15 protein-coding genes are annotated in these 12,047 nt (G+C 66.5%); 8 read left to right on the top strand and 7 right to left on the bottom strand.

Going from position 1 to position 12,047, the window contains the following annotated elements; genetic code table 11:
- Positions 1-36 precede the first annotated feature (36 nt).
- From pdxH to AX676_RS14805, 3 genes are read left to right on the top strand one after another with little or no spacing between them, the layout of a single operon-like run.
- Positions 37-621 carry a pyridoxamine 5'-phosphate oxidase gene (gene pdxH / locus AX676_RS14815; protein ID WP_066483478.1) on the top strand — a complete coding sequence of 195 codons (585 nt, stop codon included), beginning with the start codon at positions 37-39 and terminating at the stop codon, positions 619-621.
- Positions 618-1,559: a cation diffusion facilitator family transporter gene (locus tag AX676_RS14810; protein ID WP_066483475.1), complete on the top strand. Its 942-nt coding sequence runs from the start codon at positions 618-620 to the stop codon at positions 1,557-1,559. The genes pdxH and AX676_RS14810 overlap by 4 nt, the downstream gene beginning before the upstream one ends.
- Positions 1,559-2,362 (top strand): PhzF family phenazine biosynthesis protein, encoded by an 804-nt coding sequence (locus AX676_RS14805; protein ID WP_066483711.1) that lies wholly within the window; start codon positions 1,559-1,561, stop codon positions 2,360-2,362. The genes AX676_RS14810 and AX676_RS14805 overlap by 1 nt, the downstream gene beginning before the upstream one ends.
- 39 nt (positions 2,363-2,401) lie before the next feature.
- Here AX676_RS14805 and AX676_RS14800 read toward each other — a convergent pair whose 3' ends face one another.
- A complete protein-coding gene (locus AX676_RS14800; RefSeq protein ID WP_066483474.1) occupies positions 2,402-3,493 on the bottom strand; it encodes a serine hydrolase domain-containing protein in 1,092 nt (363 codons plus the stop codon).
- A 24-nt stretch (positions 3,494-3,517) separates the two neighbouring features.
- Between AX676_RS14800 and AX676_RS14795 the strand changes: the two genes are divergently transcribed.
- Positions 3,518-3,835, top strand: coding sequence for a hypothetical protein (locus AX676_RS14795; RefSeq protein ID WP_066483473.1), 318 nt, complete (start codon positions 3,518-3,520; stop codon positions 3,833-3,835).
- Between the two features lie 10 nt (positions 3,836-3,845).
- On the opposite strand, the gene AX676_RS14790 is transcribed toward AX676_RS14795, so the two are convergent.
- Both AX676_RS14790 and AX676_RS14785 read right to left on the bottom strand, forming a co-directional pair.
- A complete protein-coding gene (locus AX676_RS14790; protein WP_066483471.1) occupies positions 3,846-4,544 on the bottom strand; it encodes a hypothetical protein in 699 nt (232 codons plus the stop codon).
- Between the two features lie 68 nt (positions 4,545-4,612).
- The gene (locus tag AX676_RS14785; RefSeq protein ID WP_231726032.1) at positions 4,613-5,827 is read right to left on the bottom strand and encodes a bifunctional alpha/beta hydrolase/OsmC family protein; all 1,215 of its coding nucleotides are present in this window, start codon (positions 5,825-5,827) and stop codon (positions 4,613-4,615) included.
- 258 nt (positions 5,828-6,085) lie between these two features.
- Between AX676_RS14785 and AX676_RS14780 the strand changes: the two genes are divergently transcribed.
- The 3 genes from AX676_RS14780 to AX676_RS14770 are packed head-to-tail and all read left to right on the top strand — an operon-like array spanning position 6,086 to position 7,690.
- A complete protein-coding gene (locus AX676_RS14780; protein ID WP_066483466.1) occupies positions 6,086-6,295 on the top strand; it encodes a helix-turn-helix transcriptional regulator in 210 nt (69 codons plus the stop codon).
- Complete coding sequence (locus AX676_RS14775; RefSeq protein ID WP_066483464.1) at positions 6,288-6,722, top strand: hypothetical protein; 435 nt, start codon at positions 6,288-6,290, stop codon at positions 6,720-6,722. The genes AX676_RS14780 and AX676_RS14775 overlap by 8 nt, the downstream gene beginning before the upstream one ends.
- 38 nt (positions 6,723-6,760) lie before the next feature.
- The gene (locus AX676_RS14770; protein WP_231726031.1) at positions 6,761-7,690 is read left to right on the top strand and encodes a TraB/GumN family protein; all 930 of its coding nucleotides are present in this window, start codon (positions 6,761-6,763) and stop codon (positions 7,688-7,690) included.
- 81 nt (positions 7,691-7,771) lie between these two features.
- On the opposite strand, the gene AX676_RS14765 is transcribed toward AX676_RS14770, so the two are convergent.
- The 4 genes from AX676_RS14765 to AX676_RS14750 are packed head-to-tail and all read right to left on the bottom strand — an operon-like array spanning position 7,772 to position 11,051.
- A complete protein-coding gene (locus AX676_RS14765) occupies positions 7,772-8,527 on the bottom strand; it encodes an exonuclease domain-containing protein (protein WP_066483462.1) in 756 nt (251 codons plus the stop codon).
- Between the two features lie 57 nt (positions 8,528-8,584).
- Positions 8,585-9,967 (bottom strand): phosphoglucomutase/phosphomannomutase PgmG, encoded by a 1,383-nt coding sequence (gene pgmG / locus AX676_RS14760; RefSeq protein ID WP_066483460.1) that lies wholly within the window; start codon positions 9,965-9,967, stop codon positions 8,585-8,587.
- A gap of 50 nt (positions 9,968-10,017) precedes the next feature.
- Positions 10,018-10,278, bottom strand: coding sequence for a J domain-containing protein (locus tag AX676_RS14755; protein ID WP_066483458.1), 261 nt, complete (start codon positions 10,276-10,278; stop codon positions 10,018-10,020).
- Complete coding sequence (locus tag AX676_RS14750; protein WP_066483455.1) at positions 10,278-11,051, bottom strand: division plane positioning ATPase MipZ; 774 nt, start codon at positions 11,049-11,051, stop codon at positions 10,278-10,280. Before AX676_RS14750 ends, AX676_RS14755 begins: the two co-directional genes overlap by 1 nt.
- A gap of 128 nt (positions 11,052-11,179) precedes the next feature.
- Here AX676_RS14750 and panC point away from each other — a divergent pair, with 128 nt between their 5' ends.
- Positions 11,180-12,028, top strand: coding sequence for a pantoate--beta-alanine ligase (gene panC / locus AX676_RS14745; RefSeq protein ID WP_066483453.1), 849 nt, complete (start codon positions 11,180-11,182; stop codon positions 12,026-12,028).
- Positions 12,029-12,047: the final 19 nt, after the last annotated feature.

Here is a 12,047-nt window from a genome sequence, read left to right as displayed (position 1 = left end):
CTCGACAGCCTTCGGACGGGGGCCTAGATCGCCCGGATGAACGATGCCGATCCCCTTGCGCGGTTCGACGCCTGGCTGGCCGAAGCCAGCGCCAGCGAACCCAATGATCCGAATGCGATGGCACTGGCGACGACCGACGGCGTGGGGCGCCCCTCGGTCCGCATGGTGTTGTTGAAGGGACATGGGCCCGACGGCTTCGTCTTCTACACCAATCGCGAGAGCCGCAAGGCGGGCGAGCTCGCGGCGACGGGACATGCGGCGCTGCTGTTCCACTGGAAAACGCTGCGCCGCCAGGTGCGCATCGAAGGATCGGTGCAAATGGCCGACGACGCGACGTCGGACGCGTATTTCGCGACCCGGCCGCGCGAATCCCGGCTTGGCGCCTGGGCGTCAGACCAGTCGCGCACGCTCGACCGCCGTGAAACGTTCGAGGCGAAGCTGGCCGCCGTGGAAGCGCGCTTCGCCGGGGGCGACGTGCCCCGCCCGCCGCACTGGGGCGGCTATGTCCTGACGCCCGAACGGATCGAATTCTGGACCGATCGCGACCATCGCCTGCACGAGCGCCACGTGTTCACCCGCGATGCCGGCAATGCGTGGCGCATGACGATGCTGTTTCCATGACCGACGCCGCCGCCCTGGCCCGGCTGACCCGCAACGCGGCGCTGGCGAGCGTGGCGACCGCGATCCTGCTTGGCGCGATCAAGCTTGCCGCCGCGATCGAAACCGGGTCGGTGGCGATGCTTGGCTCGCTCGCCGATTCGCTGCTCGACCTCGTCGCCTCGCTCGTGACGCTGTTCGGCGTGCACATGGCGGCGCGCCCGGCGGATGCCGACCACCGTTTCGGCCACGGCAAGGCGGAGGCGCTGGCCGCGCTGTTCCAGGTCGCGATCATCACCGCGTCGGCGATCGCGATCCTGATTCAGGCACTGCGGCGCTTTTCGGCCGGCGCGGCGACCGCGCATGCCGAAATCGGCATCGGCGCGTCGGCGGTGGCGATCGTCGTCACGCTGCTGCTGACCCGCTATCAGCGCCGGGTCGTCGCCGCGACGGGGTCACTCGCGATCGGCACCGACCGGCTGCATTACGAATCCGACCTGTGGCTCAACCTGTCGGTCATCGCCGCGCTGACGCTCGAGCGCGGGCTTGGATGGCGTGGCATCGACCCGATGTTCGGCGTGGCGATCGGGCTGTGGCTGTTGTTCGGCGCGTGGCGCGCATCGGTCGCGGCGATCAACCAGCTGATGGACCGCGAATGGCCGGACGAGAAGCGGCGGCGCTTCGTCGAAGTCGCCAGCCGCCACCCCGAGCTGCGCAACCTCCACGACCTGCGCACCCGCACCAGCGGCGCGCGCGATTTCGTGCAGTTCCACATGTGGATGGACCCCGACATGACGGTCGCCCGGGCACATGACGTGGTCGAGGCGCTGGAGCGCCAGTTGTCGGAAGCGTTTCCCAATACCGAGATCCTGATCCATATCGACCCCGAGGGGCAGGTGGATCATCCCGGCAACGACCTGATCGAAGCCGACGAACTCGCCCGCCTGCCCAAGGAGCCATGATGACCCGACTGCGCTTTTTCCAGGTCGACGCATTTGCCGATCGCGCCTTTGCCGGCAACCCGGCTGCGGTCATGCCGCTCGACCAATGGCTCGACGACGAAGTGCTTCAGGCGATCGCGGCCGAAAACAACCTGTCGGAAACCGCCTTCTATATGCCGGATGGCGACGGCGACGCCGATTTCGAGCTGCGCTGGTTCACCCCGACGACCGAGGTCATCATGTGCGGCCATGCGACGCTGGCGTCGGGCCATGTCGTGCTCGGGCTCGACCAGGCGCGCGACCGGGTCCGGTTCCGGACCCGCCGGGCCGGCATCCTGGAGGTGCGGCGCGACGGCGATGGCTATGCGATGGCACTGCCCGCATGGACGCCCGCCCCGCGCGCCTTGCCGCACATCGTCGCGGCGCTGGGCGTCGATGCGGGTGCGGTCCGCGACACGCTGTGGCACGATGCGGGCAACAGCCTGATCGTCTTCGACCATGCCGACCAGGTAATGGCGCTGACGCCCGATTTCCGCGCGCTGGCCACCCATGGCGACGTGCTGGTCATCGCCACCGCACCGGGCACCGACAGCGACGTGATGAGCCGGGTGTTTGCGCCGGGTGCCGGGATCGACGAGGACCCGGTGACGGGCGCAGCGCATGCGGTGCTGACCCCCTATTGGGCAAAGCGGCTCGGTCGCGCGCAATTCACCGCCTTTCAGGCGAGCACGCGCGGCGGGCGGATCGCCTGTACCGATGCCGGCGACCGTGTCATGTTAGGGGGCGGGTGCGTGTCGGTGATCGAGGGCAGCTTCCTGCTCTGATCCACCCTTGGGACAGGGTTCAATCGAGCCAGTCCGACGTCAGGGCAAAGGGCCCTGGTGCGCGAAGACCGCCGCGGTGATGTCCCCCAGCCGGGCACGCAGCGGCGGCAGCTGATCGTCCTGGGTCTTGCCGAGGCGCACCAGGATCATCGTCCGCGTCGGGCCACCCGGCGCGACAGGGGCGGACGCCGCGACGACATATTGGCCCAGATGGCCGATTGCGCTGACCGTTCCTGGCGGACCCTTGCCGGGGAACAGCGTCTCCTCACCACCGGACACATTGCGCCAGGTCTGGCCGCCATAGATGGGATCGGCAGGCGACGGCGATTTCATGAACGCCAGCCATTCGGGCGCGATCACCTGGCGGCCGTCGGCACCGCGTCCGTCGAGCAGCAGCCGGCCAAAGCGCGCCCAGTCGTCGAGCGGCATGTGCAGGATCGATCCGCCGACCTGCGTGCCGGCACCGTCGAACTCGAGGAACACGCGACGCATCGCGGCGGGTGCGAACAGCCGCTGTTCGGCAAAGTCGCGATAGGCCTTTGCGCGCACGCGGGGATCGCGGCTGTCGGTCAGCGTCCTCGTGATGATCTCCGCCAGGATGATCGAGGTGAGCGAGCTGTAGCGAAAGCGCTTGCCCGGCGGATCGGCGAGCGGGGCGGCGATCGCGCGCGCCGCCATGTCCTGCGTCCCGCCGACGAACAGCACCTGGTTCGTGTCCGACGCCTCGATCGGTTCGCCGACTTCGACGTGGCGCAGCCCCGACGCCATGTTGAGCAGGTGACGCAAGGTGATCGCGCCGCGCGGATCGCCGGGCCGCCGCCACTCGGCAATCGGTGCGGGTGCATCGAGCTTCAGCCGGCCATCGGCGACCAGTTCCCCGATCAGCATCGCCGTGACCGTCTTGGCCATCGACCAGCTGATGAAGCGGTTGGCGTCCGAATAACCGGGCGCATAACGACGCGCGACCACGCGCCCGTCGACGATCAGTATCGCCGCGCGGGTTTCCGCCAGCGTGGGATTGAACAGCGTGTCGAACATGGCCGGTGCGGAAGCCGGCGCGTCTCGCGACACGGCCGATGCTGCCGGCAGCGCGAGCGCCAGGCCCAGCGCGAGGATCGCTTGCAATCGCATCGCGCCAGCCTAGGCTCGGCAGCGATGATGGCAAGGCGCATCGCGATCTGGGGAACGCTGGCGGTGGTGGCGCTGACCGGCGTCGGGCTGTGGCTTTACATTCGCGCGATGCAGCCGCAGCTGGCACTGGGCGTCGGCTATGGCGCGCGGGTCGCCTGCGCGTGCCGCTATATCGGCAATCGCAGCCTGACCGATTGCCGCAAGGATTTCGAACCCGGCATGGAGCCGATCCGCCTGGCCGAAAATCCGCGCACCCGCACCGTCACCGCGTCGGTACCCCTGATCGCCAGCCGTTCGGTCCGCTTCGACCCGCTGCTCGGCTGTCAGCCCGCACCGCTCTAGCCGCCTGCGCTCAGGCCGTCTTCTTCAACGGCAGCGCGAACAACCCGTCCGCGCCGATCGTCCAATAGGCCGCGTAAGCCTGTACATAGGTGGTCATGAACGCCTCAACATTGGCCGGAACGACATGGTATCCGCCGATGTTTGAATCGAAGATGTAGATCTTGCCGAACCGGCGTCCGATCGCGATGGCGTGCGAGCCCGGCTCGTTCGCCGCGGTCTTGAAATTGTAGGAGAGATAGGCGGCGACGCTATCGGTGACCTTGCCACTCCAATAGGTGGCGAAATCGACCAGGCTTGAATCGAACGACATCAGGTCCCTGCCCATGACCGCAACCTCCAGGCCCATGCGGTTCGCCATTTCAGCAACGGCGTCGCGGTTTCCCACCGTCTCAAACCGCTTCACATAGGCCGACTGGAACCGGACGGCCTCGTTGTAGAGGCCTTCGTTGTGCGTGTTTTTCGATGATACACCCTCATCGCGATTGAAGGAAAAGTTGTCCAAGTCCATCAGCAACCGGTTACCCAGCAGTTCGCCGATGAACCTGAGCGAAATCGCGGCGCAGACGCCCTTGCCGTAATTGAACGCGCCGTCACCGGTCAGGGAAGCATTGACGTTTTCCCAGAATGCCAGCTCGTTATCGAGCACCTTGCCCTGCTTGAACTTGATGATCTTTTGACCGTGATTTTTGAGGTTGCGGAAAACCGCCATCACTCGAGCTCCTGCTGCTCCGGTTGAACCTGTTCGGAACGTGCATGCATTTCGTTTCGCTTTCGCGACTATTCGCCGGGTTCGGCGGCGCGCGTGTGAATATGCAGGTCGCCGGTCAATGTCTTGTGGACCGGGCATTTGTCCGCGATGACCATCAGCCGTGCACGATCTTCGGCACTCAGGTCGCCGGTCAGCGAAACGGTACGGTCGATTGCCTCGATCCGGGTCCCGCCCTCCTCGCAATGATCGCAATCCTGCGCGTGGTTGCGGTTATGGCTGAGCATCACCGTCACCTTGTCCAGCGCGATGCCCTCGCGCTCGGCATAGAATTTGAGCGTCATCGACGTGCACGCGCCCAGCGACGCGAGCAGCAGGTCATAGGGGCTCGGCCCCGCGTCCTCGCCGGCGAGCTTGCGCGGCTCGTCGGCGATCCAGCGATGCGCGCCCGCCTCGATCAGGGTGCCCCACTTGCCCGCACCGTTCGACACGCGCACCGCGCCCTCGTCCAGCACCGGAGTGGCGAGCGGCGGCAGATAGCGCGCCACCCAGGCCGCGATCAGGTTGGCGGCATATTCGGCATCGGCCAGCCGCGTCAGCAGGTGGTCGGCGTCGTCGAGCGACACGAAGCTCTTGGGATGCCTGGCCGCGTCATAGATGAGGCGCGCATTCTCGATCCCGACGGTCGCATCGCGCGGCGCGTGGAGCACCAGCAGCGCGCGGCCGAGCGCCGCGATGCGCCGCTCCGGCTCCACGCCCTGGACCGCGTGGAGGAAGTTGCGGCTGACCTTGAACGGGCGGCTGGCGATGCGGACGTCGCCCTCACCCTCGCGCTCGATCCGATCCCAGTCGCCATCGATCTGATGCAGCACATGCGCGGCATCGAACGGCGCGCCGATCGTCACGACCGCCTTGGCTTCCGGCACGCCCGCCGCGGCTGCGAGCACCGCGGCACCGCCCAGACTGTGGCCGATCAGGATCGAGGGCGCCTCGATCGTCGCGCGCAGGTGATCCGCCGCCGCGATGATGTCGGCGACGTCGGCGGCAAAACCGGCATTGCCGAAATCGCCGTCGCTGCCCCCCAAGCCGGTGAAGTCGAATCGCAGCGTCGCGATTCCGGTGCGTGCCAGCGCGGCGGTCAGGCGGGTCGCGGCGTGGCTCTGCATTGTGCAGGTGAAACAGTGCGCGAACACCGCGACCGCGCGAATCGGGCCGATCGGCCGTTCGAGTCGCGCTGCCAGGGCATGGCCGGCGGCGCCGGTGAACTTGAACGATTCGCTGGGCACCTTGCTCTTCTCCCCGATCATTGCGCGAAAATCGCTGACCGAACGCTCTCTAGCATGACCCGCCGCGCAGTGACCAAATGCGCGGAAAACCGGAGCAATCCGATACAATTAGCGTCACGCGGCCCTGACATGATGTCATGGTCGGGCGACCTTTGGTCATGGAGACTTGACATAGTCAGATGACGGTGTCATTTAGTCAGCGTTGCATGACATAACGTCATGCGATAGTGACAGTCGGGAAGGATCGCCGGAGTGTTCATGAAAAACCGTCTCAAGGTATTGCGTGCCGAGCGGGACTGGAGCCAGGCGGAGCTTGGCGGCCGCCTGGGCGTGTCGCGCCAGGCGGTGAACGCGATCGAAACGGGCAAATACGATCCCTCGCTGCCGCTGGCGTTCAAGATCGGCCGATTGTTCGATCTCAGGATCGAGGAGATTTTCGATGACGGGGAAGGAAATGATCATGGCTAATCCCGCCGATCTGCCGAAGGGCGCGGGTGAGGCGGCGTTGAAGGCGCGGCGTCGGCGAATCTTCGTCATCATCGGCACGCTTGCGGCCAGCGGCTTCGTCATCGGTTTTCTGAGCGCCCATTTCGAACGCGAGGACGGTGAATTCCTTGAAGGCATTCCGGCAGCATGGGCGATCATCGCGTCGCTGGTCTTCCTTTTGACCTGCACGGTCGGGACGTGGCGGTATTTCAAGGCCGTCGACGAATTCGAACGCCGCGACAACAGCTGGGCGATGATGATGGCGTTCAACGTCTACCTGGTCGGCTACCCGATCTGGTTCCTGCTCTGGAAAGGCGGGCTCGTCCCCGAGCCGAGCCATGAAATTATCTTCGTAGTGCTCTACTTCGTGTTGATGGCAGCCTATGGCTGGAAGAAGTTTCGACCCTGAACTGACCCAAACCAACCTCTTTTGACCGGAGAAACAAAATGTTGCGGACAATCCTCTATGTCGGCGCGGCGATGACGCTCGCCTACTTCCCGCCCTCCGCCGCCCAGCCCGCGCCCCAGGCGCAGTCGGCGGCGACCGCCCCGGCCGCCCCGGCCACGGTCGATGCCGACCCGGCGCTGTGGGTGGTCAAGGACGAGGACACCACCATCTACCTGTTCGGCACCGTCCATGTGCTGAAGCCGGGGCTGAGCTGGTTCGACGAGGCGGTGAAGACCTCATTCGACAAGAGCGACGAGGTCGTGCTCGAACTCGTCATGCCGACCGAACAGGAAGCGCAGCAGGCTGTGGCAGCCCGGGCGGTGAACCCGACGGGCCCGTCGCTGACCGAGAAAATCCCTGCTGACAAGCGGGAAGCGTTCGTCAAGGCGCTGGCGTCATTGGGAATCCCGGCCGCCGGGCTGGATCGCGTCGACCCATGGTTCGCGGCGACCACCTTGTCGATGGTCTCGACGATGAAGAGCGGCTATCAGCCCAACGCCGGGGCCGAAATGGTCATCTCGGCGGCTGCCAAGCAAGCGAACAAGCCCGTCGTTGGTCTCGAAACGCTCGACGAACAGCTCGGCTTCTTCGACTCGCTGCCGGAAGCGGCGCAGATCGAATTGCTGAACGCGACCGTCGAGCAGCTGCCCGAAATCGCTACGTTTACCGAAAACCTGGTCAATACCTGGGCGGCGGGGGATGCGGAAGCATTGGGCACCATCATCAACGACGCGCTGCGCGAATCGCCGGAAGTGTCGAAGGCCATTCTGAACGACCGCAACGAACGCTGGGCAAGCTGGATCAACACGCGCCTTGAAAAGCCCGGCACCGTGTTCATCGCGGTCGGCGCGGGGCACCTGGCCGGCCCCGACAGCGTCCAGGTGAAGCTCAGCCCCTACAAGGTGAAGGCCGAGCGCATCAAATACTGACCTCTTCCAGCGTGCAACTGGCAACCTGGGCGTCGACGGTGTCGGCGCCCGCTTTTTTGCCAGTGGTGGCCTTGGCGTAACCTACAGGAGCTGCTGCTGGCGCGACTCGCGGCCGATCGCGCCACCACCCTGGCGACGCGCATATTCATGCTCGGCGGTGAAGCGGATGTCCTCGTCACGATCCGTCAGAAACGCGGCGAGGGCGTCGTCGTCGATCTCGCTCCATTCGCGCCCGCGATAGGGGCCGTAGCGCACGCGCGGCAGCAGCCCCGGCACCTTCGACCAGGCGATCAGCTGCTCGACGCTGGCCAGGTTGAGCATGTCGCGCAGATGGAAAGCGGTGACATAGGCATCGGGAAAGGCGCGGTGTGCGGGCAGGCCGCGTTCGTGCTCCATCCCCTCCGGGCGCCGCCAATAGCGCAGCATCTGGTTTGAGAAGCCCGGCGATTCGGGCCACAGCCTGAGCGCGCATTTCCAGGTGCAGATCCAGTCCGCGCCGTGGGTGAGCGCAGGCGTGCAGAATTGCGCCTCGAACGACGCGCGATGCGCCGCCAGCGCCACGCGGCGGGGCCACGGGTCGAGGATCGGGCGTGCGACGTCGTGCCACCACGGCGCGTCCGCGACATGTTCGTCCAGGATGTGATGCACCGCCATCGTCACCGGCGGGATCGGCCGGCCGGGATTGACCAGCGTCGATCCGCCCTCGCCCGTCAGTGCCCAGCGTCCGTCCGAACCGAGCGCCACGTCCTGCCAGCCGATTTCGCACACCGCGTGGGTCGGCGGTGCCGCCCCGGTGGTTTCAAGGTCGATGACACGGACGATCTGGGGCGCGGGCATCGCCGCTATGTGGGCGCGATCGGCCGGAGGCGCTACCCCTCCGACGCGGGATCGTTTTCAGTGCCCCGCTTGCGGCCCCCGCTCGACCCCGCTTGCGGCCAGTTGCGCGTCGATCATCGCCACCAGCCGGTCCAGCCCGGCCTGATCGAGCGATTCCGCGCGCGCGACCAGCACATCCTGGGTGTTGGACGCGCGCAAAAGCCACCAGCCGTCGGGGGTGTTGACCCGGGCGCCGTCGGTGTCGTTGACCTGCGCGCCTTCGTCCTTCAGCCGCGCGAGCACTTCGTCGACGATCGCGAACTTGCGGCTCTCGTCGACCTGGAAACGCATCTCGGGCGTGTTGACCATCGCGGGCATCTCGCTGCGCAGCTGGGTCATCGACTTGCCGATCATGTGGACGGCGCGGATCAGGCGCACGGCGGCATATTGCGCATCGTCGAAGCCGTAATAGTCGTGCGCGAAAAAGATGTGGCCGCTCATCTCGCCCGCCAGCGGCGCGCCGGTTTCCTTCATCTTGGTCTTGATCAGGCTGTGGCCGGTCTTCCACATCACCGGGTTGCCCCCCAGCTCGGCGATGCGGTCGTACAGTGCCTGGCTAGCCTTCACATCGGCGATGATCGTCGCGCCGGGCACCTCGCGCAGCACCGGCTCGGCCAGAATGGACAGAAGCTGATCGCCCCAGATCACCCGGCCTTCGCCGTCGATCGCGCCGATCCGGTCGCCGTCGCCGTCGAACGCCAGTCCGAAATCGAGCTGCTTTTCCGCGACCAGCCGCTTCAGATCGGCCAGATTCTTTTCCTCGGTGGGATCGGGATGATGGTTGGGGAAATTGCCGTCGACATCGGTGTAGAGCAGGTGGTGCTCGCCGGGCAGCAGCTTGACCAGCCGCTCGATCACCGGGCCGGACACGCCGTTGCCCGCGTCCCAGCCGATCCGGTAGCTGCCCCCGGCATAGCCGGCCATCAGCCGGCCGACATAATCGTCCATGATGTCGACGTCGGTGACGGTGCCGCTGCCGTCCTCCCAGTCGCCGTCGGCGGCCATGCGGCCCAGCGTCTGGATGTCCGCGCCGAAAAACGGGCGGTGCTGAAACACCATCTTGAAGCCATTGTAATCGGCGGGATTATGGCTGCCGGTTATCTGGATGCCGCCATCCACTTCTAGCGTGGCTTCGGCGTAATAGAGCATCGGCGTCGGGCCGAGCCCCACGCGGACGACGTCGACCCCGCTCGACGTCAGCCCGTCGATCAGTGCGGCCTCGAGCACCGGCGACGATGCGCGCCCGTCCCGTCCAACCGCCACCCGCGTGCCACCCGCGCGGCGCAACAGCGTGGCGAATCCGCGCCCGATCGCGCGCGCGTCATCCTCTCCCAGGGTTTTTCCGACGACGCCGCGAATGTCGTATTCTCGGAGCGAAGTGGGGTCGAAACGATGGGTCATGCGGGCCTCCCTGAGTGACGCGCGCCTCTTCGGCGAGCCGGCGACAAAACTCAATGGCGCAGGCGTCTCAACAACACGTCACGTGCCGCATTGATCCGTCGGGTCAACGCTTCCGATCCGCCGCGGTCGGGATGGACCGCCTGGACCAGCCGGCGGTGTGCGGCGCGGATCTCGTCCGCGTCGGCATTGCGCCCGACGCCCAGGATTTCGCGCGCCTCGGCTTCCTCGGGCAGGGCCGGCCGCGGCGGCTTGCGCAGGAAAAACCACCAGATCGCGGCGGCCACCGCCGCCACCAGCACCAGCTTGGCCATCAGGCGAACATCGGCAGCGTCGTTTCGGGCAGCGCAAGGCCGGCCATCATCTCGCGCAGTTCCTGGCGCGCGGCGACATGCGCGAGCGCCATCTCCCCGAATTCGCGCGAATCGAGCATGGTCAGCCCCTGGGGAAACAGCTCGCGATAGATGACGCGCTCCGACAGGCCCGAGATGACGCGAAAGCCGACGCGCTTGGCGAGCTGCTCGATCGCGCTCGCCACGCGCTTCATGTTGCGCGCCTCGATGTGCTGCATGCGGTTGCGCAGCACCACCCAGTCGATCGTCGATCCGTCCGCCTTGGCGCGGTGCTTGCGCGATTCCCAGATCTGTTCGGAGTAGAAGCTCGGCCGCGTCACCTTGAACGTGTCGGGATCGACCTGGCCGATCAGGTCGAGGTCGACAAAGCTGTCGTTCATCGGCGTCACCAACGTGTCGGCGTTGGTCACCGCGATGCGCGCGAAACGATCGTCGCGGCCCGGCGTGTCGATGACCAGATAATCGGCGTTGCGGCTGAGCGTGTCGATCGCCTCGGTGAAGAAGGCCAGGCTTTCGCCGTCATGGGTCAAATGTTCGGGCATCGGCAGCGCGCGACCGGTCCGCTTGATCGTCGCGGCGCGGTTGTCGAGATAGCGGCCCAGCGTGCGCTGGCGGTGATCCAGGTCGAATGCGGCGACGCGATGCCCCTTGGCAGCGAGCGCAATGGCCACGTGAACCGCCGTGGTCGACTTGCCGGTGCCGCCCTTTTCATTGGCGAACACGATGACGTGCATCCGCCCGAGCCCCGTCGCCAAACCGCCGCTCGAAACTTCGCCCAACCCCGGAAATCCTTTGTTGATCCGCTGCCACGCCGCCCATAGAAGGCCGCCCCTCGAAAGTCCTTATCGGAGGCCCGACGCCCGTGCAAACCATCCGTGACCTGCCCGCTTTGCGCGACGCGACCGCCGCGTTCCGGACGGCCGGGGAGCGTGTGGCGCTGGTTCCGACCATGGGTGCACTGCACGAAGGACATCTGGCGCTGGTCGAGGCGGCGCGGCGTGCAGCCGACCGGGTGGTCGTGTCGATCTTCGTCAATCCGATGCAGTTCGGGGCGGGCGAGGACCTGTCGCGCTATCCCCGCCGGGAACAGGCGGACGCGCGGATGCTGGCCGACGCCAAGGCCGATCTGCTCTGGCTGCCGTCGGTCGAGGTGATGTATCCGGCGGGCTTTGCTACCCGCGTCACGATGACCGGGGTGAGCGAGGGGCTGGAGGCCGATCAGCGCCCGGGCCATTTCGACGGGGTCGCCACCGTTGTCGCCAAACTATTCAACCAGGTGCGCCCCGACGTCGCGCTGTTCGGGGAAAAGGATTACCAGCAGCTGGCGGTGATCCGCCGCATGGTCGCCGATCTCGACCTGCCCATCGACATCATCGGCGTGCCGACCCAGCGCGAGGACGATGGCCTGGCCCGGTCTTCGCGCAACATCTATCTGGCGGAGGACCACCGCGCTCAGGCGGTCGCGCTGCCCCGCGCGCTCGGCGTCGCCGCCCGCACGATCGAACGCGGCGGCGAAGTGGCAGCGGCGCTCGCCCAGGCACGCGATACCCTGACCCAGGCCGGGTTCGAGGTCGATTATGTCGAGCTGGTCGACGCGGTGACGCTGGGCGCGTTCGACGCGGCACGCCCGATGCGCCTGCTCGCCGCCGCGCGAATGGGCGGCACGCGGCTGCTCGACAATGTCGCGGTGGCCCCGATCACTTCTGGTTAATCGCGTTAACCATTTGTTG

The sequence above is a fragment of the Sphingomonas sp. CCH21-G11 genome (genome assembly GCF_001555965.1).
In the GTDB taxonomy this organism is placed as follows: Bacteria; Pseudomonadota; Alphaproteobacteria; order Sphingomonadales; family Sphingomonadaceae; genus Sphingomonas.
Note: the sequence above shows the minus strand (reverse complement) of the source record. Positions and strands in the feature narration are given on the sequence as shown.